The sequence below is a fragment of the Aminobacter sp. BA135 genome (genome assembly GCF_050859125.1).
GTDB lineage: Bacteria > Pseudomonadota > Alphaproteobacteria > Rhizobiales > Rhizobiaceae > Aminobacter > Aminobacter ciceronei.
Window position 1 is genome coordinate 1,949,908 of record NZ_CP139572.1, and the last position, 20,509, is coordinate 1,970,416.

A 20,509-nucleotide genomic window follows, 5' to 3' on the forward strand; every position below is an offset into this window, starting at 1 on the left:
TTGTCACAATAAAGCGAATCCGGGTTCCCACATCCTGTAGGAACCGGACGTTATGCCGCTATTCTTAGCCGGCGGAGGCGATGCCGTTGAGGAAGCCGACCAGCCTGTCGCGGTCGGAGGCGAGGCCCTTGTAGTCGAGCTGGTCGCGGTCGAGGCTCATCAATTGCCCTGCGAACGACGAAGCCAATTGCGCCTTGTCGGGGGTGCGCGCAAGCACCGCCAGCGGATCGAGATAGATGCGGATGGTGAACAGGATGTCGCCGGTAACTGGCAGCTTGCGCAGGGTCTGGCGCTCGACGCGGATGAAGGCGTGGGCGGCGACGTCGGCGCCGGGAAAGGTCGAATCCGTTTCCGCCGAGCGGGCCAAACGCTGACGATCGGAGAGCGGGTGATAGAGCTCGCCATTGGCCTGAACCGACCAGTTGAAGCGCTCGACCAGGACCGCGAGCTTGTCGAACATGCGGGCGATCAGCTCGTTCATGCGGGTGCCCGGCCCGAATCCGGGAACGGGGCCGTGAATGTCATGGATCGCCTTGCCGAACTTCTCGGTCAGCCGCCACGACGAGGGAAAGCACAGCGAACCGGCGGCCAGCCTCCAGCCATTTTCACCCTGCCGCATCAGGATCAGGTCTTCCTGGACGAGTTTTGACGCGGCAATCAACGGGTTGTCGCCAGCGTTGGTGACGTCGACGGAGCGACCGGAGCCTGCGATAACGCAGCGCCCGTCCTTGAGGCGGTAGATCTCAGGGTAGCGTTCGACCAGATGCGCGACCAAGAGGTCAAGCACTTCCTGCTGGGCTGCGCGCGTGCCGGTTTCGGCAACGAAGACCTTGTCGGGAATTTCGGCGTAGAGCCGGTCCTTCTCCGCGAGATAGGCTTCAAGATGCGCGTCCAGCTCGATCCAGTCGCGTGGCTCGGCCTGTTTCAGTCCGATGGCGAAAGGTTTGGAGGTGCCGTCGTAAGGCGTATGCGCAGGGATCACAGGGTGGTCGGCCACTGCGGCGGGCGATTGCGCCTGGTGTGATAGACACGCAGCACTTCTATGTTGCCGTCCTTGACGCGGTACGGAATGAAGTAGGGCAGGTCGGGCACCGCACATTCGCGTACGGACTCGCGACCGGCGGTCGGGCGCCCGATGTCGGGCCGCTCCTCAATCAGCCGCAGCGCCTTGATGATGCGCTCGCCGACCTTCTGCGCCATTTCTGGGTCATCAGCGGCAATGGTTGTGCGGAGCTCGGCGAGATAACGGACGGCGCGAGGAAGGATGCGTAACGTCATGTCTCGGCGGCACCTGCTTCTGGAGCTGGCAGTTCACTCTCGGATCCCCATGACGCCAGCCAATCCGTCACGGTTTCTCCCAGCACGAATGTGCCTTCGTCGGCCTCGCGTTCGGCCTCGCGCACGCTGGCGAGATAGGCCTGCTGGTCGCCGACATAAGCGGCCACTGCTTCCTTGATGATGAAGGCGCGCGAACGTCTCGTCAGCGTTGCATAATCGTCTACTTCGCAGCGCAGATCGTCGGGCAGGCTGATAGAGAATTTGGATTCGCTGGCCATGTTCAGGCTCTACAAATGCACCTTGATACAATGTAGTCGACTATCGCGGTGAGTCAAACCTAACCTCGCACCAGCTTTGCCGGTATCAACCCGCGTAGCGAATTCCCGACCCATAGTCTTGATGCCCCGCCAAGGTCATCTAAGCTCAAAATGGTCTCGACGGCTTCGCCGCGCTCAAGCATTTCGCCGCGCAAAACCCCGGCAAGCAGGCCGCAAGCAAGTGCAGGCGTCCTGAGTGGTCCACCCTCGCCAAGATCAACAAAGATGCTGGTGATGGTGCCTTCGCAGACGTTTCCCGCCTGGTTGAGCAGGATCATCTCGTCGGCTTTTTCGCGGGAAAACTCGGCGCGGGCACGGTCATAGGCCTCGCGGCGCGTGGTCTTGTGGCGCAGCAGCTGATTTGAGCTGTCGAGGCGAGTCGCAGCGATGCGTATCGTCCACATGGCATCAGCCGCAAGTGCTGCGAATGGCTGGGTGGTGATGTCTGTGCTGCCGTCGGCGGCAAGGGCAAGCCGGACCCGCAAGGCAGCGTCGCCGGTGGCTGCACGTTTCAGGTTTTGCCCGACGTTTTCGCGGTCGAAGCTGAAGCCAAGGGCTCGCGCCGAAGCTTCGAGCCTGGCGAGGTGCAGATCGCCGCGGAGGAAACCGCCAGCCGGCTCCCAGCGCATCGTCTCGATCAGGTCGAAGCCGGAACCGTGCCCGTGGCGAAGCGTGCTTTCAGAAGACATTCCGCATACTCCGCTTCCGCAGTCGAATCGAACACCACGCCGCCGCCGACATTGTAGACGGCCTCGCCGTCCTCATGCAGCGTGATGGTGCGGATCGCTACCGAAAAGCGCATCGTGCCGCCGGGCGCTATCCAGCCGATGGCGCCGCAATAGACGTCACGTGGGGGGCTCTCCAGTTCGCGCAGGATTTCCATCGCGCGGATTTTCGGAGCTCCGGTGATCGAGCCACACGGAAACAGAGCCGCGAAGACCTGCTCGATGCTGAGATCGGGCAACAGCTTCGCCCGCACGGTGCTGACCATCTGGTGCACCGTCGGGTAGCTCTCGATGCGAAACAGCTCGGGAACGTCGAGTGTGCCGACTTCGCTGATCAGCGAGATGTCGTTGCGCAGCAGATCGACGATCATGCGGTTTTCCGCCTGGTTCTTCTCGTCGTTGCGCAGGAATTCCCTGAGGGCGGCATCCTCTTCCGGCGTCTTGCCGCGCGGGGCGGTGCCTTTCATCGGATGGGTCTCGATCCAGCCGTCGCTGTCGATCTCGAAGAACAGTTCGGGCGAGCGCGACAGCACCGTGGGGCCGCCGAGCGAGACCAGCGCACCATATTTCACCGGCTGCCGGGCAATCAAGGCGTCGAAGGCGTCTAGCGGGGTGCCCGACCACTGCGCCTGGACCGGAAAGGTCAGGTTGGCCTGGTAGCAGTCGCCCTGGCGCAGGTGCTGGTGCAGCTTGTTGAAGCGGCGCTCATAGTCCGCTTCCGACCATGTCGCCCGTGCATCGAAGATCGGCCCGTTAGTGACGGCCGCGCGCGATGCCGGACGGTCGTTGTCCGACGGCTGGTCGAACACGCCGAGGCAGACCAGCGGCGCGCGCCGGCCCTCGGGAAGCAGCGGTCGCAGCTTCGGTTCGAGCAGGTAACCGGCCTCGTAGGAGAAGTAGCCGGCGAGCCACTTGCCCTGTTCGTGCGCCTTCTGGGCTGCCTGCAATGCCGGGAAAAAATCCGCAGCGTCCCGGGCAACGATGATCTCGCGCGGTGCCTCGAACAGCACCTCGCGGCCGGCGGGGTCGTCCCTGAACAGGACGAAGGGGGAGTGGGGACCAGTCATGACAGTTGCCTGGGGACGCGATCAGTCCAGCGCTTCCAGTTCGTCGATGAGGCTGCTGATGACGGCAAGCCCCTTCTGCCAGAAGGCGGGATCGGTGGCGTCGAGCCCGAACGGTTTCAGCAGCTCCGAATGATGCTTGGTGCCGCCGGCGCGCAGCATCTCGAAATACTTGTCCTGAAAGCCGCGCTCGGCATTCTGGTAGACGGCATAGAGCGAATTCACCAGGCAGTCGCCGAAGGCATAGGCATAGACGTAGAAGGGCGAGTGGATGAAGTGCGGGATGTAGGACCAGAACACCTCGTAGCCTTCGCGCAGCTTGATCGCCGGCCCCAGGCTCTCGGCCTGAACCTCGAGCCAGAACTGGCCGAGCTGGTCCGAGGTCAGCTCGCCGTTCTTGCGTTCGGAATGGACCTTGCGCTCGAATTCGTAGAAGGCGATCTGGCGCACGACCGTATTGATCATGTCCTCGACCTTCTGCGCCAGCATCGCCTTGCGCTCGCGCTTGTCCGTGGTGCGGTCGAGCAGTGAGCGGAAAGTCAGCATCTCGCCGAACACGCTTGCCGTTTCGGCAAGCGTCAGCGGCGTCGAGGCCATCAGGGCGCCCTGGCCAGCGGCCAGCACCTGGTGCACGCCATGACCGAGTTCGTGAGCGAGGGTCATCACGTCGCGTGGCTTGCCCATGTAGTTGAGCAGCACGTAGGGGTGCGCCGACGGCACCGTCGGGTGGGCAAAGGCGCCCGGCGCCTTTCCGGGACGGACCGGGGCGTCGATCCAGCGGCGGTCGAAGAAGTCGCGCGCAATCTCGGCCATTTCGGGGGAGAAGCGCTGGTAGGCGGTCAGCACCGTGTCCTTTGCGTCGTCCCAGCCGATCGTCGCCTGTGGCGTCTCCGGCAAAGGCGCGTTGCGGTCCCAGTGGTTCATCACCTCCATGCCGAGCCACTTGGCCTTCATCTTGTAGTAGCGATGCGACAGCCGCGGGTAGGCGGCGCGGACGGCTGCAGCGAGCGCGTCGACGACTTCGCGCTCGACGCGGTTGGCGAGGTGTCGCGAGTCGGCGATGTCCTCGAAGCCGCGCCAGCGGTCGGAGATTTCCTTGTCCTTGGACAAGGTGTTGGTGATCAGCGTGAAGACGCGCTGATTCTTGCGGAAGGTCGCGGCAAGCGCGTCTGATGCCGCCTTGCGAACCTCGCCGTCGGGATCCTGGAGCATGTTCAGCGCCGGTTCGAGCGCCAGTTCCTCGCCGCCGATGTTGAAGCGCAGGTCGGTCATGGTCTCGTCGAACAGCCGGTTCCAGGCGCCGCGCCCGGTGATCGACTTTTCATGGAACAGCTGCTCGACGCGGTCTTCGAGTTGGTAGGGCTTGTCCTTGCGGAGGTCGAGCACCCAGGGACGGTAATGGCCGAAAGCCGGGTCGGCATCGAGCGCCTTGAGGATGAGCTCGTCGTCGACCAGGTTCAGCTCGAGCGCGAAGAACAGAAGATGCGCGCTGGCATCCGTCATCTTTTCCTGCACGTCGCCATAGAGCTTCGAGCGCTTGGGGTCGGAGGTGTCGCCGGCATAGACGAGGCCGGCATAGGAAACGACGCGGCCGACCAACTCTTCCAGCGCCTCATAGGTGCGCATCGCCTCGCCGAGCTTGCCGGCCCCGCCACGCGCGGCCTCGATGGCAAGCGTGCCTTTCCAGCGCGCCTCGAAGGCAACGGCATCGGCCGAGGCCTTCTCGAGGTCGCGGGCTAGCTCCGGCGCATCCATGCTGGAATAGAGGTCGGCAAGGTTCCATTCGGGCAGTTCGCCCAGCCCTGCCGCGCTCCCGGCGGAGGCAGTGGCCGACATCTGTTGCCCGGAATTCCAACGCATTGCGTCTTCCTTTTCACTGACTTTGACCGGTTGGATTCAATCCTAAGGGATTCGTTCACCGGCTTTCTTGAAACCTTATTTAGAACCCTGTGCCAGGATGATCCACATCCAATAAGCAGCTTCGGGCATATTGCGGACATTCATGGCAGGTTCGATTCTCATAGTCGATGACGATCCCGTACAACGTCGCCTCGTCGACGCCGCGGTGACGAAATTCGGCCACACCGCAATAACTGTCGACGGCGGCGAAGCCGCCCTCCGCGCGCTCGACGGGCCGCGTGCCGGCGAGATCGGCGTGATCATCCTCGACCTGTCCATGCCCGGGCTCGACGGCATCGGCGTGCTCAAGGCGATGCGCGAACGCGGCATCGCCCTTCCGGTCATCGTCCAGACTGCGCAAGGCGGCATCGAAACGGTGGTTTCAGCGATGCGCAACGGCGCCTTCGACTTCGTCGTCAAGCCGGCCTCGCCAGACCGGCTGGCGGCGGCAATCGACAACGCGCTCAAGGTCGAAGCGGTCGAGGACCAGGTGCGCCGTACGGCACGCCGCGGCAGCGGCTTTCTCACCTTCCGCGACATGGTCACCCGCAGCCCGGCCATGGACCGTGTCATCCGGCTCGGCCAGAAGGCCGCAGCTTCCAACATCCCGATCCTGATCGAGGGCGAATCGGGTGTCGGCAAGGAGCTCGTGGCGCGCGCCATCCAGGGCTCAGGCGACCGCCGCTCGAAACCCTTCGTCACCGTCAATTGCGGCGCCATTCCCGACAATCTCGTCGAGAGCATCCTGTTCGGCCATGAGAAAGGCTCGTTCACCGGTGCGACGGAGAAACATCCGGGCAAGTTCGTCGAGGCCAACCACGGCACGCTGTTCCTCGACGAGATTGGCGACCTGCCGCTCGACGTGCAGGTCAAGCTGTTGCGCGCGGTGCAGGAGGGCGAGGTCGACCCGGTTGGTGGGCGCGCGACGGTCAAGGTCGACATCAGGCTGATTTCGGCGACGCACCGCAATCTTCTGCAGCAGGTCAAGGACAGCAAGTTCCGCGAGGATCTGTTCTATCGCCTCAATGTCTACCCGATTTTCGTGCCGCCGCTGCGCGAGCGCCGCGACGATATTCCGCTTCTGGTCAGCCATTTCATTTCCCGCGTCGCACCGGCAAGCCCGCATGGCCGCATCCCGATGATCTCGGAAGGTGCGCTGGCGCTGCTTCAGGCCTATGACTGGCCGGGCAACATCCGGCAGCTCGAAAACGCGGTGTTCCGCGCCTGCGTGCTGTCCGAGGGCGATATCCTTACCGAGGACGAGTTCCCGCAGATCCGCGCCCAGGTCGAAGGCGTGGTCGATCTTGGCGGCCAACCCGTGCCGGCGGCGGCCAAGATCGTCGTGGACAGCCCGACGTCTGCCGCAGCCCTTCAGCCGCCGGCACCGGAGCGGCTTCGGCCGGGAATGCTGCGCGCACTTGACGAACGCGGCAATGTCCGGGCGCTTGCCGATGTCGAGTTCGAGATGATCCGGCTCGCCATCGATCACTATAATGGCCAGATGAGCGAGGTCGCGCGGCGGCTGGGAATCGGCCGCTCGACGCTGTATCGTAAACTCAAGGAATACGGCATCGATCCCGAGACCGGTCGCAGCGAGCGGTTGGCCTCTTGATGTTTTGTTGCCGCTGATTTTGATTTAAAGCTTGCGTGTCGCTTGCGGGACGCAGCGCACTACAGTTTCATGCGTATTTGTTCAGTGGTGTTTTTGTGGTTTAAACCAGTGGTTTACCATGAAAAGGTGCGATTCCTTTTTGGTGGGATATCGCCATGGTGTTACCGCATTTCGCCTTCAATAAGCAGTGATTAACCATTAGGATCGATATTCGGACGCGAATCCGTAAGCGTGTCCGGGCTTCAAATCCGGGGACAGATGGCAGCCTAACAGGGCCTTTTGATTTGAATAGGATCGAGAACACCGAAGGGCGTCGCTCGAAATCGAATGGTTGGCAGAAGTGGCTTACAGCCGCGATGCTAACGTTTGGTTTCCTGACAGCCTCTCAGGCAACAGCCTCCGCCGAAACGCGGACACTCAAGCTGTATTACACCCACACGGGTGAGCGGGCTGAGATCACGTTCAAGCGCAATGGCCGCTATGATCAGGCTGGCCTCAAGAAGCTCAATCAGTTCCTGCGCGACTGGCGCCGCAACGAGCCGACCAAGATGGACCCGCGTCTGTTCGACGTGGTCTGGGAGGCCTATCGTTCCTCCGGCGCCCGCGACTACATCCACGTCGTCTCCGCCTATCGCTCGCCGGCGACCAATTCGCTGCTGCGCAGCCGCTCCAGCGGCGTTGCGGAAAAAAGCCAGCACATGCTCGGCAAGGCGATGGACTTCTTCATTCCGGGCGTGCCGTTGAAGAAACTGCGTGACTCGGGCCTGCGTGTGCAGGCCGGCGGCGTCGGCTATTATCCGCGTTCCGGTTCGCCCTTCGTCCACATGGACGTCGGCAATGTGCGCCACTGGCCACGCATGAGCCGCAAGGAACTCGTCGCGGTGTTCCCATCGGGCAAGACCTTGCACGTGCCGAGCGACGGCAAGCCGCTGCCCGGCTTCGAGCAGGCTTTGGCGTCCTATCAGTCGCGCAAGGCGAGCGGTGACTTCGTGCTTGCCAGTGCAACGCCTGCCAAGCGCAGCGGCGGCCTGTTTGCCGCGCTGTTCGGCGGTGGTGCCGACGAGGAAGAGGATACCGGCGAAATCGCAGTGGCTGCCGTTCAGCCCAAGAAGGCGCCGACCAAGGCCATAGCAGCGGAGGCACCGGTTCAGAAGTCGCTGCCCGGCATCCAGATCGTGGCGCCCGAGAATGCGCAGCGCGCCGAGATCCCACAGGTGGCCGAAGAGGCACCTGACCAGCAGGCGCCCGAGACCATCATCGCGGCCTTGCCGGCGCGCAGCGTTCCGCTGCCTGGTGTAGCCCCGCGGCCACAGGCCGAGGTTGGCATGGCGACCGCCGAGAACGTGCCGTTCGGAGCTGCTTCGGCCCCGCTGGCCGGAGGTGAGCAGCCGACCGCCGTCGAGCAGCAGATCGCAGCCAATGTGCCGCTGCCGACCTGGCGCCCGAACCACACTCCGCCGGCCGAGCTCAAGCCCGAGAGCCAGAACGTGCTGATGGCGTTGGCCTCGACGGATGACGCGCCTGCAATTGCCAGCGACGTCAACGCACCGCTGCCGTCGGCCCGTCCGCAGGACATGACCGTTGAAGCTGCCCTGGCCGCTGCGAACGACATTCCCGCCGAAGACGAGTCCGCCCAGGATGAACTCGAAATCGCCTCGCTTGCGCCGCAGCCGGAGCCGCGTTCGGTCTTCGACCAGCCCGAGGCAGTTGCAACCGCAACTCCTGCAGCTGCAACGCCCAAGAACGCGATCACCACAGCTTCGGCCGGCACCGACCCTGCCGCGGCCGTCGGTGGCAACGTCAAGACGACGCGCAAGTCGGCCCGCCCGTTGGCTCAGGAAGCCAAGCCGGATCCCAAGGCCGTGGTCGTTGCCGCTGCGCCCGACGCCGCACGCTGGGCATTGCGCAGCGGCACGCAGGTGACGACGGTCACGACCAACACCAAGGCGCCCGGCTTTGCCTACAACATGGTTCGGACGGCTCCGACCGAGGTTTACACGGCGGGCTTCCAGCAGGGCGACCAGTCGGCAAGTGCCCACAAGTTCTCCGGCACAGCCGTGAAATTCCTCTCGGTGGCCCGGTTCTCGACGAACTGATCGACATCAAGACAATCAAAAAGCCGCGCGGGGCAACCTGCGCGGCTTTTTGTTTTTGGTCTCACCTTCTCCCGCCGGGGGCTAGAGCGTTTCCGCGTTTCCTCGAATCGCGGAAACTCTCTATCTTCTTGTTTTTATGCAATTCCGGACGGAAAGTCGCTGCACACTTTTCCTGGAATTGCTCCAAGGCAAGAAACTCAGTTCTTGCGCAGCTTGTTCGCTTCGGCGGCAAGCGCCTCGATGCCGGCCCAGTCGCCTGCCTTGACCATGTCGTCGGGGGCGACCCACGAGCCGCCGACGCAGACGACGTTCGGCAGGCTGAGATAATCCCTGGCGTTCTTGGCCGAGATGCCACCCGTCGGGCAGAATTTTACTCCGGCAATGGGCGAGGCCAGTGCCTTGAGGAACGATGCGCCGCCGGCCTGCTCGGCGGGGAAGAACTTCAGGAAGTCGAGCCCGGCTTCAAGCGCGCCCATGATTTCGCCCGGCGTGATGGTGCCCGGCAACAGCGGCACGTCACTTTGCGCGGCGTGTGCTGCCAGCTCGCGCGTCAGGCCGGGGCTGACGATGAATTTCGAGCCGGCGGCGACGGCTTCGTCGAAATGGCGCGCGCTGAGGATGGTACCGGCGCCGACGATGCAGTCCTCGACCTCGGCGGCGACACGGCGGATGCATTCCAGTGCTTCATCGGTCCTGAGCGTGATCTCGATCGCCCGGAGACCGCCTCGCGCCAGCGCGCGGGCCAGCGGCACGGCGTCAGCGGCGCGCTCGATCTTCAGCACCGGAATGACCGGCTGGCCATCCAGCAGCGCAAGCAGTTTCTGGGTTTTGCTGGTCATGGCATTTCACTCCGCTGTCAATTTTCAACCGATTTAACAGACCCGCCATTCCAAGTCCACGAAGCCTTTGGCGCCATGGTGTTGCGCCCCGAATGAGCGCGGTGGGTCGATGGCCGTCGCTGTCGCCGAAGCCCTACGCCTTAGAGCGCAAGCAGTCTATGCCTGGCGGAAAATCCCGGCCAACCAGCGCTTGAGGGTCGACCACAAGTCGCGGTCGCCAAGAGACAGAGCCTGGGCGATGGCTGCCTGGGTACGCTGACCGGCGATGCCATCGGCGGCCAGGCCATGATCAGCCTGGAAACGCTTGACCTGGGCTGCCGTGCCTGGGCCATAGATGCCGTCCGTGTCGACGGGATAGCCCAGGGCAACCAACACTTCCTGCAGTTCGGTGACCAACTCACCGCGCGTTCCGACCATCATGGTGAGGTCGCCGGGGGCAGGGCCGTCGATCTGCCGCTTGTAAGCCTCCGCCAGCTTGAGATGGTAGCCGTTCTTGCGGAAGCCGGGTCCGTTGTAGCCATGGCCGACCGCTTCCCAGTCGTGATCGTTCAACGCACTTGTCAGGCCCGCCTTGTCGAGATAGCGCGTCATCAGCCGGGCCTGGCCGGCGGCGCCTGAACGTGCCTCGGTCACAAGCGCATCGACATCGTCAAAGCCGAGCCATTGCCAATGCGACCCCATCACCTGACCGAGCCCCCAGGACGTCGATTCATAGGCGGCCTGGTGGTCGATGGCGGCTGCCCGTTCGAGCATCTGCCACCGCGCTGCCTGGGCGCGCGGGTTGGCGACTGCACCCGCATTCGGTGAGGCCAGCCCTTCGGCGCGGGCACGCTCCTGCGCTGCGCCGGAAAGCCTGCGGTCGAAATAGTGCCCCTCGAAACGGATCAGCGGTTCGTTGCGGCCGTCGATCTTGGCGAATACCTGGCCGGCGCTCTCGATCTCGGCGATGGCCAGCAGCGCCGCCGGCTCCAGTCCGAACTCGCTGGCCGCCTTTTCGATTTCCGTTGCCGTTTGCCTGCTGAACATGCGCGGTCTTCTCCATATCCAGGCGTCCGGTGGAAAAGATTTTACCGCTGGGCGCAGGTCGAATCGACAACAGACTGTAATCGTTCTGCTTTCAGCTGCACGTTGAAAAAAAACGGCCAAGGCGTTAGTGGCTCGGCGATGAACCTGTCTACACCGCAGTCTCTTTTCCGCGTTGCCGCCCTCTACCGCTTCTGCCGGCTCGAGGGTTACGAGGCTTTGCGCGCGCCGCTCGCCGCCTTCTGCTGCGGCCGTGGCATCAAGGGGACGCTGCTGCTCGCACGCGAAGGCATCAACGGCACCGTCGCCGGCACCGAAGAGGCGATCGCCGAGCTGATCGCCCATCTCGAGGCCATGCCGGAATTTTCCGGCCTTGAGGTCAAGTACAGCACGGCTGGGGAGATGCCGTTCCACCGCATGAAGGTGCGGCTGAAGAGCGAAATCGTCACCATGGGCGTCGAGGGTATCGATCCGCTCGCCAGCGTCGGCGCCTATGTCGAGGCGAGCGACTGGAACGCGCTGATTTCCGATCCCGACACCATCGTCGTCGACACCCGCAACGATTATGAAGTGTCGATCGGCACCTTTTCCGGCGCTGTCGATCCGCGGACAAAGAGTTTCCGCGAGTTCCCGGCCTGGGTCGAAAACCATCGCGGCGAGCTCGAAGGCAAGAAGGTGGCGATGTTCTGCACCGGCGGCATTCGCTGCGAGAAGGCCACGGCATACGTCAGGTCGATCGGCATCGACGATGTCTTCCACCTCAAGGGCGGCATCCTTAGATATCTCGAGGACGTGCCGGCCGAAGAGAGCCTTTGGGAGGGCGAGTGCTTCGTCTTCGACGAGCGTGTGTCGGTGTCGCACGGGCTTGTCGTAGGGGAGGCCGAGCTGTGCCGCGCCTGCCGGCATCCGCTGATGCCGGAAGAGCTTCTGTCGCCGACATTCGAGGCGGGCGTGTCCTGCCCGCATTGCCATGATGCCCGCACGGACGAAGACCGCGCGCGCTATGCTGAGCGCCATCGCCAGGTGGAATTGGCGGAAAAGCGTGGCTCCAGCCCTCATATCGGCAGTTAGCCCTCCGCTTCCGGCCGATCTCGCCAAATTGACGGGCGTCATTGTAATGTCTTGATCGTCCGCCTACCTCTCGGCGACCGATATTCCAACCGGAGGCATCCATGTTCGACCCCAAAAAGCTGCTCGACGATCTCCTTGGCTCCAAGATCCCGGGAACCGGCTCCACCGTGCGCGACAAGGCCGGGCAGGCGACCCAACTCGCCAAGGACAATCCGCTTGCGGCCGGCGCGCTGGTTGCCGTGCTGCTCGGCACCGGTGCCGGCCGCCAGGTTGCGGGCACGGCGCTGAAGGTCGGCGGTCTCGCGGCCATTGGCGGCCTGGCCTACAAGGCCTACCAGAACTACAAGGCCGGCAATGCGCCTGAGCAGGCAACTGCCGCCCCCGATGCCGAGCCGCAGCTTTTGCCGCCGCCGTCGGACAATTCCTTCCACCCATCGCAGGCGCCACAGGGCGAGACCGAGTTCGTACTGACGCTGATCCGCGCCATGATCGCCGCCGCCAAGGCTGACGGCCATATCGACGATGACGAGCGCAAGAAGATCGGCGACAAGCTCAGCCTGTCGGGCATCGGCTCCGACGCCGAGCAGTTCCTGATGGAGGAGCTCAATTCGCCGCTCGATCTCGACGCGATCGTCGCCGCGGCCCAGACCGAGGCACAGAAGGTCGAGCTCTACACCGCCTCACGCCTGGCCATCGATCCCGACACCCGCGCCGAGCGCGGCTATCTCGACCTGCTCGCCGGCCGGCTGCAGCTGCCGGACGCGCTTGTCGACCATATCGAGGCGACGGTTTCGAGCGTCAAGGTGCCGGTCGTCGAGGCATCGGCCAATCCGCAAGTCAATCCGCGCTGGTAACAGACCGGGAGGCGCCGGGCGGTGCCTAAGAGGCGTTTTTTCGCGTTAAGGATTTGTTAACCGCCCGGGCGCATCATTTTCTTACTCGGATCGGCTCTCCTCCTCCCAAGCACGGTTCGATCAAAGACTGGGCGGTCGCCAATGACCGCCCTTTTTGTGTGTCTTATCCTCACCAATGCCCCCCCAATCCTCGATGACTGACGCGCAGGTCGATTCTGGCCCTTGCCAACGGCGCGCCGTCCTATTTCGATTTTCGGGGCCGTGCACTAGACTGCCCGCGCTACCAATGATCTGCCGCCGGCGATCGGTCATGCGCAGGGAGGAGCTTCATCATGGCAAGCAACAGGGTTGCGGTGGTTACGGGCGCGGGAAAGGGCATCGGCAAGGCGGTGGCGACGGCCTTGCTCAAGGAGGGCTGGAACACCGTCTTCTGCGGCCGCAGCAAGCATGCGCTCGATGAAGCGATCCGCGACGCCGGCAAGACAGACGCCAAGGCGCTGGCCATCGTCTGCGACGTGACCAGGCCCGACCAGGTCGACGACATGTTCGAGACCATCACCGAGGCCTTCGGCCGCGTCGACCTGCTCTTCAACAATGCCGGCATGGGCTACAAGGCGTCGACCATCGACGAAATCCCGGTCGAGGCCTGGAACGAGGTCGTGTCCGTCAATCTCACCGGCACCTTCCTGTGTTCGCGGGCAGCCTTCGCGGCGATGCGACGACAGGAGCCGATGGGCGGACGCATCGTCAACAACGGCTCGGTCTCTGCCCATGCACCGCGCCCCGGCTCGGTGCCCTACACCGCGACCAAGCACGCCATCACGGGTCTCACCAAGACGCTGGCGCTCGACGGTCGCCCCTTCGATATCGCCTGCGGACAGATCGACATCGGCAATGCGTTGACCGAGATGGCCGTGCCGATGACCGTCGGCGTGCAGCAGGCCAATGGCTCGATCGCTGCGGAAGCCGTGATGGACGTCGCCCGTGTCGCCGAGGCCGTCGTCTACATGGCCAGCCTGCCGCTTGACGCCAACGTGTTGTTCATGACCGTCATGGCAACCAAGATGCCCTATGTCGGACGCGGCTGAGGCGGCCGGTCAGATCCCGACAATCCCCCGGTCCGTGGCAAACAGCCGTTAACCCAGAAGTAGTACACAACGGTGCTTACGCGTCGAAGTGGCTCCTGAAGGCGGATTTTGGCATGCAATTGAGCGATCTGGTGGATCTGAAGGCGCTTCTCGTCATCGCGCTGATCTTCATCCCCCTCGAGCAACTGATCCCGCATCACGAAGAGCAGAAGACGCTGCGCCGACATTGGCTCAACGACGTCTTCTACCTCCTGTTCAACGGCATCGTCATCAAGATCGGCCTGCTGTCGGTGATTGCCCTCATGATGGTCGGCCTTGGCTACATCGTGCCGGGGAGCGTAGGCGCCGCAGTCCGCAGCCAACCAATCTGGCTCCAGACGATCGAGGTGATTATCCTCGCCGATATCGGCTTCTATCTCGCCCACCGCACCTTCCATGCCGTGCCGTTCCTGTGGCGGTTTCATGCCGTCCATCACAGCATCGAGGAGATGGACTGGCTTGCTGGGCACCGGGTGCATCCGGTCGACCAGATCCTCACCAAGTCGGCGTCCTATCTGCCGCTGTTCGCGCTCGGCTTCTCGCCTGCGGCCATCGTCATCTATGCGGTGATCTACCAATGGCAGTCGGTGCTGGTGCATTCCAACACCCGCATCGGCTTCGGCCCGTTGAAGTGGATCTTTGCGTCGCCGAAGTTCCATCATTGGCACCACGCCAATGAGCGCCAGGCGTATGACAAGAACTTCGCCGGCCAGTTGCCGTTCCTCGACGTGATCGGCGGCACGCTCTACATGCCCGACCGCATGCCGTCGAAATACGGCACCGACGATCCAGTGCCTCAGCTCTATCACGAGCAGCTGGCCTACCCGTTTGTGGCCGGAAAGCCGCTCGACGACGTCAGCCTGCCTTCCGCAATCGGAGAGACCCAGAAATGAACAGCCGCCTGGAAGATGTGGCCGGCAAGGGCCTGATGATTTCGATCTTTCTGTACTTGGCGATCATGCAGGCGGTTTCGATCATTGCGACCGTCCAGATGCGGGAGCAGATCGATCTCTGGGGCTTCGTACTCGCGTCGCGCGTCGCTGGCCTGGTCTTCCTTGCCCTGATCGTTTTCCTCACCGTCATCCGGCACGCGCCGAAGAACGTATCATCGGGCATCGAACCTCGCCTGACGGCGATCGCCGGTACGTTCTGCCTGATGTTCCTCGTCGTCCTGCCGACCGGAAGCCCAGGCATCGGCCTGCGCATCTTTGCCTCATGCCTGATGGTTGCGGGCACTGTCTTGTCGATCTGGTGCGTGATCTATCTCGGACGTTCGTTCTCGATCATGGCCGCCGCCCGCCAACTGGTCGTCCAGGGGCCGTATGCGATCGTCCGGCACCCGCTTTACGCTGCCGAAGCCGTTACGACGCTCGGCGCGGTTATCGCCGGCTGGTCGATCTGGTCTGCCCTGCTCTTCATCCTGTGGTGGGCATTGCAGTACCGCCGCATGGTCAACGAGGAACGCATCCTCCGCGCGACGTTCCCCGAGTATGAAGACTATGCCCGCCACGTTCCGATGGTCATCCCGACGCTGACGCCTTACTGGCCCGGCACGGCAGCGACGCGTACGCTGCCGGCCGAGTAAGCGCAGATCGAAACGCCCGGCTATTTCGCCAGGAACGCCTCGATGCGTTCCAGCGCCCGCAGGATGTTCTCTTCCGAGTTGGCGTAGGACAGCCTGATGTAGCCTTCACCCAATATGCCGAAGTCCGGCCCGCCGATCAGCGCTACACCGGCGTCCTCGAGCAGGGCCGAAGCCAGTTTCTTGGCCTTCCAGCCGGTCCGGCTGATGTTGGGAAAGGCGTAGAAGGCGCCTTTCGGCGTGACGCAGGAAATGCCTGGTATGGCGTTCAGGCCTTCGACGACGATACGGCGCCTGTTGTCGAAGGCGCGCATCATGCGCTCGACGTCGTCCTGAGGGCCGTCGATGGCGGCAATGCCGGCGAACTGGCTCGGCGCGTTGACGCAGGACCAGCAATTGACGGCGAGCTTGCGCACCTTGTCGTAAAGGCGGCCGCCTACGGTCGCATTCGGCCAGATCGACCAGCCCATGCGCCAGCCGGTCATCGCCCAGGTCTTGGACCAGCCATTGAGGATGATCAGACGGTCGCGGATTTCAGGGAAGGTCAGCAGCGAGACGTGGCTTTCGCCGTCATAGGTCATGACGTCGTAGATTTCGTCCGACATGATGGCGACATGCGGATGGGCCTCGAGGCCCTTGACCAGCTTGGCGATCTCGACGCGCGGCGTCACCCCGCCGGTTGGATTGGCCGGCGAATTGAGGATCAGGAGCCGCGTCTTTGGCGTGATCAGTGCAAGCGTCTCCTCGGCCGAGAAGGCAAAGCCGTTGGCCTCGCGCATCGGCACCGGCACCGGTGTTGCGCCGGTGAACTCGATCATCGAGCGGTAGATCGGGAAACCCGGGTCCGGATAGAGGATTTCAGCTCCCGGTTCGCCGAACATCAGGATCGCGGCGAACATCGTCGGCTTGCCACCGGGCATGATCATGACGCTCTCCGGCGACACCTCGACGCCTGTCGTGGCCAAGGTGCGCCGCACCACCGCCTCGCGCGTCGCCAACAGGCCGTTGGCCGGCGTGTAGCCGTGATGGCCATCACGTAAGGCCTTGATCGCGGCCTCGACGATATGCGCGGGCGTGCGGAAGTCGGGCTGACCTATGCCCAGGTTGACGATATCGCGCCCCTCATGGAGCAGGGCCGTGGCGCGGGCCAATACGGCAAAGGCATTTTCTTCGCCGAGGCGGTCGAAGGCGGCAATCGTGTGGAGCATTCCGGCTATCCGTGTGGTTCTGTTGGGGGCACCGGATTTTTGCGAGAGTTGGGGCGACCATGTCAAACGAATTGGAGACGTCCTTGTCCGAGAACCTGCAGGACTGGAAGCCGCGGCCGCGCCCCGAGCGCATAAATCTCGAGGGACGCTATGTCCGCCTGGAGCCGCTCGACGCCGCAAAACACGGCGAACGCCTGTACGAAATGGCGACCGCCGAAGATGCCGAAGGGCGCTTCCGCTGGCTCTTCGACACCAAGCCGCAGACCCGCGCCGATTTCCAACCCTGGCTCGAAAAATCGGCGGCGAGCGAGGACCCGCTGTTTTTCGTCGTCATCGACAAGGCCAGCGGCAAGATGGCCGGGCGGCAGACCCTGATGCGCATCGACCCGAATTTCGGCGTCATCGAGATCGGCAACATCTACTGGAGCGACATCGTCTCGCGCAAGCCGGCGGCAACCGAGGCCCAGTTCCTGTTTGCGCGCCACATCTTCGAGCTCGGCTATCGGCGCTACGAGTGGAAGTGCAACAATCGCAACGAACCGTCCAAGCGGGCGGCCGAACGTTTCGGCTTCAAGTTCGAGGGCATCTTCCGCCAGCACATGGTGACCAAGGGCGAGAACCGTGACACCGCCTGGTATTCGATCATCGACAAGGAATGGCCGGCCTTGCTCAAGGCCTACGACGCCTGGCTCGATCCGGCCAACTTCGATGCCGCAGGCCAGCAGAAGCGCAAGCTTGAGGATTTCCGCGCCGAGTTCGGCGCCTGAAGGTGCCCACGGGCGCGCCTTTTGGCCCCAACAGAGCTATGCGTGCGACAATCGAACCGGTGATGGCGCGTTGGCTGAATCGGCAACGGGCGCTATGTAGCTGAACTTGCCGGCATGGGTCCGGACGCAACGAGATGTTAGGGCCACGCCGATGGACACCAAGACCCGCCACGCCGCCGTCGCCGCCGCATGGATCATGATCATCTTCGGCGTCGCGGCGTTTTTCCTGCCCAAGGTGATGCTCGCCGTCGGCAATTATTCGACCGCCGCCGCCGGTGTCATCGCGGTATGCTTCGTTCTCGCCTTCTTCGGCGTGTTCTGGCTGCGCGGCCGCAGCCAGCGCAAGAACGGCAACTGACGCCAACTGATCTTATCCTGCCGCCGTAGCCTTTGCCGTTTCGGCGAGCGGTATCGTCAGCTCGGCGCGCAAGCCGCCGCCGCTGCGGTTCTTGAGCACAACGTCGCCGTCAAAGCGGCGGGCAATGTTGCGGGCAATCGTCAGGCCGAGCCCGAAGCCTCCGGTCTGGCGGTTGCGCGAACCTTCGATACGGATGAACGGGCGGAAGATGGTTTCCATCTTTGTCTCCGGAATGCCCGGCCCGGAATCATCGATGGTGAGCAGCACGTGCCCGTCGACCTGCGACAAGGCCAGGCGGGCCTTGCCGCCATACTTTACCGCATTGTCGACGAGATTGGCCACGCATCGGCGCAGCGCGATCGCCTGGCCTTGGCAGACGAGCCCACGGGCGTGGTGGCGAGCGCCGTCGAAGACGACATGCGGATTGCCGTCGGCGATCGAATCGACGAGCGACCAGAAGTCGATCCGTTCCAACGCCTCGTCCCTGGCCTCGTAGGTGGCGAAGTCGAGTACGGAGGCCGAGATCGCCTCGATATCGGCCAGATTGTGCATCAGCGCGGTGCGAAGCGGCGAGTTGCGCAGCAATTCGAGGCGCAGGCGAATGCGCGTCAGCGGCGTCCTGAGATCATGCGCGAGCGCGGCCGCCAGCAATTCGCGGTCCTCGACATATTCTTTCAGCCGCGCCTGCATGGTGTTCACCGCCCGTGCCGCCGACTTGTATTCACTGCTGCCGCGTTCATCCAGAGGCGGGCTTTTCAGGTCTGCGCCGATCCGCCGGACGGCACTTTCGAGCGCGCGATAAGGTGCCGTCAGCCGGCGCAGCGACCAGATCGACAGCGCCACCACCAGGGCTGCCACCGATCCGTATAGCGGCAGACTGTCGCTGTTGAGGACCGGACTGGGTGGCGTCGCCTTCATGGTGAAATTGAGCCACTGGCCGTCCTTGAACTCGATCGACGCCACCAGCGTGTCGCTGTTGGTGATGTCGGATGACAGGTCGAGCAGTTCGCGTTCGACGCTGCCCACGCTCTGGTCGGGTTCCGCCGAATTCTGGCTCGGCCGTGCCTTCGGCATTTCGCGGCGCACGCGAGCTTCCTGGATGCCGTATTTCGACAGCCTGCCGACGATGATGTCCTCGAGCTCTGCCATTTCGTCATCCGCGGGAATGACCGAGCTGACGGCAGGCGCATCCGAAGTGGTCAGCACATGCGGCGGAACGGAGAGGCCGGCGGCGATGCGGGTGCGATCGAGCGGCTGTTCCGCATACATCAGCTTTGCCAGCGACAACGCCCGGTCGTTGAGGCGAAACAGGTCGAGGATATTGTTGGAGGCGACGCGTTCGCGCGAGACGATGGAGAGCGTCGAGACCTGGATTGACAGCAGCCCGGCGATGACGATCAGAAGCACCCAGGCCGGCAGCGACCGTGGCAGGAGCCATCTCATTCGGCTGACACCTCGGGCACGAACTGATAGCCGCCGCCGCGCACGGTCAGCACCAGCTTCGGCGCGCGCGGATTGTCTTCCATCTTGCGGCGCAGGCGGCTCACCAGGATGTCGACGCTGCGGTCATAGCTGTAGTCGCCGTTCTGGTTGGAGAGTTCGACCAACTGCTCGCGGCTCAGCACACGTTGCGCCGAGCGCACCAGCGTGTGCAGCAGGTTGAACTCGGCGGTCGTCAGCTCGACCCGGATATCGTCGGGCCTGAGCAGCCGGCGGCGGGAGGCATCGAGCGTCCAGCCGGCGAATTTGTAGACTTGCGGCACCGGCCGGTGCGTCGTTCCCGCGGCACTCGGCCGGCGCAGCACGGCGCGTGCCCGGGCCAGCAGCTCGCGTGGGTCAAAGGGTTTTGGCACGTAGTCGTCGGCGCCCATCTCCAGGCCGACGACGCGGTCGATGGTTTCGGTGACCGCTGTCAGCATGATGATCGGGATCCTCGAATGCGTGCGCAGGTCGCGGCAGATGTCGAGGCCGCTTTTGCCGGGCAGCATCACGTCGAGGATGATCAGGTCGACAGGGGCGCGGCGCAGGGCTGCCTGCATCTCGTCATCGTCGCGCGCGCCCGAGACGCGCATGCCGTGCTTGACGAAGAATTCCTGGAGCAGGTCGCGGATTTCCCTGTCGTCGTCGACGATCAGGACATGGGCATCGGTCTTCACTTTTTCGCACCTCAGGTCGATGCGAACGGCATCGGCGCGGACCTTGGCGAAATGAGGTCAAACCAAGGTTTTGACCAGAAAACACGAGAACTTGAGCGCCTGAGGCGGCAGTTACAATCCAGAAACAAAACACTGCAAACCGGAAAGAAACCCGACAAGTCGGTCGGCGATAACAACCGTGCTGCTTCAACCACGGGTGCTGGAACCGACATGCGAAAGTTAGTGACCAGTTCGATGATCGTACTGCTCGCCGCACTTTCAATTGGCGCAGCCAGCACCCAGCCGCAGGCAAAGGGAACAGTTACGAGGACCGATCGCTGCAACAGGCTGCAGCAGCAATTCACCGATGAAATCGCTGAACATGCCGAGGCGAAACGGGCCGCCGAAGCGAAAGCGCTTCAGAAAAAGGCGATGAAATTCTGTGCCGGCAACCAGCAGGCCCAGGGCATCCGCGCCTATGCGACAGCACTGAAGATGCTTGGAGCGCAACCGATCGAACCCTGATCGGCAAGCTCAAGAAGGCCCCCAACAAT

Annotated in this window: 21 protein-coding genes; 10 read left to right on the forward strand and 11 right to left on the reverse strand. The window is 63.4% G+C overall.

All coding sequences use genetic code 11. The features are described 5' to 3' along the window. Positions 1-64: 64 nt before the first annotated feature. Genes SLT36_RS09505 through SLT36_RS09530 form a run of 6 tightly spaced genes read right to left on the reverse strand, consistent with a single transcriptional unit; the run spans position 65 to position 5,244 of the window. Positions 65-982, reverse strand: coding sequence for a heme-dependent oxidative N-demethylase family protein (locus SLT36_RS09505; RefSeq protein WP_432287066.1), 918 nt, complete (start codon positions 980-982; stop codon positions 65-67). Next, complete coding sequence (locus SLT36_RS09510; RefSeq protein WP_067958394.1) at positions 979-1,278, reverse strand: type II toxin-antitoxin system RelE/ParE family toxin; 300 nt, start codon at positions 1,276-1,278, stop codon at positions 979-981. Before SLT36_RS09510 ends, SLT36_RS09505 begins: the two co-directional genes overlap by 4 nt. Beyond that, positions 1,275-1,556: a CopG family ribbon-helix-helix protein gene (locus SLT36_RS09515; RefSeq protein ID WP_067958397.1), complete on the reverse strand. Its 282-nt coding sequence runs from the start codon at positions 1,554-1,556 to the stop codon at positions 1,275-1,277. Before SLT36_RS09515 ends, SLT36_RS09510 begins: the two co-directional genes overlap by 4 nt. Positions 1,557-1,615: 59 nt before the next feature. Then, positions 1,616-2,284, reverse strand: coding sequence for an aminotransferase class IV family protein (locus SLT36_RS09520; RefSeq protein WP_432287067.1), 669 nt, complete (start codon positions 2,282-2,284; stop codon positions 1,616-1,618). Beyond that, positions 2,233-3,387, reverse strand: coding sequence for an aminodeoxychorismate synthase component I (locus SLT36_RS09525; RefSeq protein ID WP_432287069.1), 1,155 nt, complete (start codon positions 3,385-3,387; stop codon positions 2,233-2,235). Before SLT36_RS09525 ends, SLT36_RS09520 begins: the two co-directional genes overlap by 52 nt. Before the next feature lie 21 nt (positions 3,388-3,408). Beyond that, positions 3,409-5,244, reverse strand: a complete 1,836-nt coding sequence (locus tag SLT36_RS09530) for a M3 family oligoendopeptidase (RefSeq protein ID WP_432287070.1) — start codon at positions 5,242-5,244, stop codon at positions 3,409-3,411. A gap of 142 nt (positions 5,245-5,386) precedes the next feature. Here SLT36_RS09530 and SLT36_RS09535 point away from each other — a divergent pair, with 142 nt between their 5' ends. Continuing rightward, positions 5,387-6,895 (forward strand): sigma-54-dependent transcriptional regulator, encoded by a 1,509-nt coding sequence (locus SLT36_RS09535; protein ID WP_432287071.1) that lies wholly within the window; start codon positions 5,387-5,389, stop codon positions 6,893-6,895. A 356-nt stretch (positions 6,896-7,251) separates the two neighbouring features. Then, entirely contained in the window at positions 7,252-8,991 is a 1,740-nt protein-coding gene (locus SLT36_RS09540; protein ID WP_432287072.1) for a DUF882 domain-containing protein, read from the forward strand. A 197-nt stretch (positions 8,992-9,188) separates the two neighbouring features. Here the strand turns inward: SLT36_RS09540 and SLT36_RS09545 are convergent, their stop codons facing one another. After that, positions 9,189-9,830, reverse strand: a complete 642-nt coding sequence (locus SLT36_RS09545; protein ID WP_263006242.1) for a 2-dehydro-3-deoxy-phosphogluconate aldolase — start codon at positions 9,828-9,830, stop codon at positions 9,189-9,191. A 156-nt stretch (positions 9,831-9,986) separates the two neighbouring features. Continuing rightward, positions 9,987-10,856 carry an N-acetylmuramidase domain-containing protein gene (locus SLT36_RS09550; RefSeq protein WP_432287073.1) on the reverse strand — a complete coding sequence of 290 codons (870 nt, stop codon included), beginning with the start codon at positions 10,854-10,856 and terminating at the stop codon, positions 9,987-9,989. A 138-nt stretch (positions 10,857-10,994) separates the two neighbouring features. Here SLT36_RS09550 and SLT36_RS09555 point away from each other — a divergent pair, with 138 nt between their 5' ends. The 5 genes from SLT36_RS09555 to SLT36_RS09575 all read left to right on the forward strand — a co-directional run bounded on the left by SLT36_RS09555 (position 10,995) and on the right by SLT36_RS09575 (position 15,490). Continuing rightward, positions 10,995-11,924, forward strand: coding sequence for a rhodanese-related sulfurtransferase (locus SLT36_RS09555; RefSeq protein ID WP_432287075.1), 930 nt, complete (start codon positions 10,995-10,997; stop codon positions 11,922-11,924). Between the two features lie 101 nt (positions 11,925-12,025). Continuing rightward, positions 12,026-12,778 (forward strand): tellurite resistance TerB family protein, encoded by a 753-nt coding sequence (locus SLT36_RS09560; RefSeq protein WP_192314843.1) that lies wholly within the window; start codon positions 12,026-12,028, stop codon positions 12,776-12,778. Positions 12,779-13,110: 332 nt separating this feature from the next. Then, complete coding sequence (locus SLT36_RS09565) at positions 13,111-13,866, forward strand: SDR family oxidoreductase (RefSeq protein ID WP_432287076.1); 756 nt, start codon at positions 13,111-13,113, stop codon at positions 13,864-13,866. 113 nt (positions 13,867-13,979) lie between these two features. After that, positions 13,980-14,798 (forward strand): sterol desaturase family protein, encoded by an 819-nt coding sequence (locus SLT36_RS09570; RefSeq protein WP_432287078.1) that lies wholly within the window; start codon positions 13,980-13,982, stop codon positions 14,796-14,798. Beyond that, complete coding sequence (locus SLT36_RS09575) at positions 14,795-15,490, forward strand: methyltransferase family protein (protein ID WP_432287080.1); 696 nt, start codon at positions 14,795-14,797, stop codon at positions 15,488-15,490. The genes SLT36_RS09570 and SLT36_RS09575 overlap by 4 nt, the downstream gene beginning before the upstream one ends. 20 nt (positions 15,491-15,510) lie before the next feature. On the opposite strand, the gene SLT36_RS09580 is transcribed toward SLT36_RS09575, so the two are convergent. Beyond that, a complete protein-coding gene (locus SLT36_RS09580) occupies positions 15,511-16,695 on the reverse strand; it encodes a pyridoxal phosphate-dependent aminotransferase (RefSeq protein ID WP_432287081.1) in 1,185 nt (394 codons plus the stop codon). A gap of 59 nt (positions 16,696-16,754) precedes the next feature. Between SLT36_RS09580 and SLT36_RS09585 the strand changes: the two genes are divergently transcribed. Together SLT36_RS09585 and SLT36_RS09590 are read left to right on the forward strand one after the other, a co-directional pair. Then, entirely contained in the window at positions 16,755-17,462 is a 708-nt protein-coding gene (locus SLT36_RS09585; protein WP_432287083.1) for a GNAT family N-acetyltransferase, read from the forward strand. 151 nt (positions 17,463-17,613) lie between these two features. Beyond that, positions 17,614-17,820, forward strand: coding sequence for a hypothetical protein (locus SLT36_RS09590; RefSeq protein ID WP_067958433.1), 207 nt, complete (start codon positions 17,614-17,616; stop codon positions 17,818-17,820). Between the two features lie 12 nt (positions 17,821-17,832). Here SLT36_RS09590 and SLT36_RS09595 read toward each other — a convergent pair whose 3' ends face one another. Together SLT36_RS09595 and SLT36_RS09600 are read right to left on the reverse strand one after the other, a co-directional pair. Then, a complete protein-coding gene (locus SLT36_RS09595) occupies positions 17,833-19,263 on the reverse strand; it encodes an ATP-binding protein (protein WP_432287084.1) in 1,431 nt (476 codons plus the stop codon). After that, positions 19,260-19,976, reverse strand: a complete 717-nt coding sequence (locus SLT36_RS09600) for a response regulator (RefSeq protein ID WP_182576015.1) — start codon at positions 19,974-19,976, stop codon at positions 19,260-19,262. The genes SLT36_RS09595 and SLT36_RS09600 overlap by 4 nt, the downstream gene beginning before the upstream one ends. On the opposite strand from SLT36_RS09600, the gene SLT36_RS09605 reads away from it, so the two are divergent. Further along, positions 19,959-20,480 (forward strand): hypothetical protein, encoded by a 522-nt coding sequence (locus SLT36_RS09605; RefSeq protein ID WP_432287086.1) that lies wholly within the window; start codon positions 19,959-19,961, stop codon positions 20,478-20,480. The genes SLT36_RS09600 and SLT36_RS09605 overlap by 18 nt on opposite strands. The last annotated feature ends 29 nt before the right edge of the window (positions 20,481-20,509 follow it).

Bases quoted from the DNA above. Each gene is read 5' to 3' on its own strand.
- SLT36_RS09540 (WP_432287072.1), top strand. From the start codon at position 7,252: ATGCTAACGTTTGGTTTCCTGACAGCCTCTCAGGCAACAGCCTCCGCC.
- SLT36_RS09585 (WP_432287083.1), top strand. From the start codon at position 16,755: ATGTCAAACGAATTGGAGACGTCCTTGTCCGAGAACCTGCAGGACTGG.
- SLT36_RS09510 (WP_067958394.1), bottom strand. From the start codon at position 1,278: ATGACGTTACGCATCCTTCCTCGCGCCGTCCGTTATCTCGCCGAGCTC.
- SLT36_RS09515 (WP_067958397.1), bottom strand. From the start codon at position 1,556: ATGGCCAGCGAATCCAAATTCTCTATCAGCCTGCCCGACGATCTGCGC.
- SLT36_RS09575 (WP_432287080.1), top strand. From the start codon at position 14,795: ATGAACAGCCGCCTGGAAGATGTGGCCGGCAAGGGCCTGATGATTTCG.
- SLT36_RS09520 (WP_432287067.1), bottom strand. From the start codon at position 2,284: ATGTCTTCTGAAAGCACGCTTCGCCACGGGCACGGTTCCGGCTTCGAC.
- SLT36_RS09550 (WP_432287073.1), bottom strand. From the start codon at position 10,856: ATGTTCAGCAGGCAAACGGCAACGGAAATCGAAAAGGCGGCCAGCGAG.
- SLT36_RS09525 (WP_432287069.1), bottom strand. From the start codon at position 3,387: ATGACTGGTCCCCACTCCCCCTTCGTCCTGTTCAGGGACGACCCCGCC.
- SLT36_RS09605 (WP_432287086.1), top strand. From the start codon at position 19,959: ATGGGCATCGGTCTTCACTTTTTCGCACCTCAGGTCGATGCGAACGGC.
- SLT36_RS09545 (WP_263006242.1), bottom strand. From the start codon at position 9,830: ATGACCAGCAAAACCCAGAAACTGCTTGCGCTGCTGGATGGCCAGCCG.
- SLT36_RS09555 (WP_432287075.1), top strand. From the start codon at position 10,995: ATGAACCTGTCTACACCGCAGTCTCTTTTCCGCGTTGCCGCCCTCTAC.
- SLT36_RS09580 (WP_432287081.1), bottom strand. From the start codon at position 16,695: ATGCTCCACACGATTGCCGCCTTCGACCGCCTCGGCGAAGAAAATGCC.
- SLT36_RS09590 (WP_067958433.1), top strand. From the start codon at position 17,614: ATGGACACCAAGACCCGCCACGCCGCCGTCGCCGCCGCATGGATCATG.
- SLT36_RS09560 (WP_192314843.1), top strand. From the start codon at position 12,026: ATGTTCGACCCCAAAAAGCTGCTCGACGATCTCCTTGGCTCCAAGATC.
- SLT36_RS09535 (WP_432287071.1), top strand. From the start codon at position 5,387: ATGGCAGGTTCGATTCTCATAGTCGATGACGATCCCGTACAACGTCGC.
- SLT36_RS09530 (WP_432287070.1), bottom strand. From the start codon at position 5,244: ATGCGTTGGAATTCCGGGCAACAGATGTCGGCCACTGCCTCCGCCGGG.
- SLT36_RS09570 (WP_432287078.1), top strand. From the start codon at position 13,980: ATGCAATTGAGCGATCTGGTGGATCTGAAGGCGCTTCTCGTCATCGCG.
- SLT36_RS09565 (WP_432287076.1), top strand. From the start codon at position 13,111: ATGGCAAGCAACAGGGTTGCGGTGGTTACGGGCGCGGGAAAGGGCATC.
- SLT36_RS09595 (WP_432287084.1), bottom strand. From the start codon at position 19,263: ATGAGATGGCTCCTGCCACGGTCGCTGCCGGCCTGGGTGCTTCTGATC.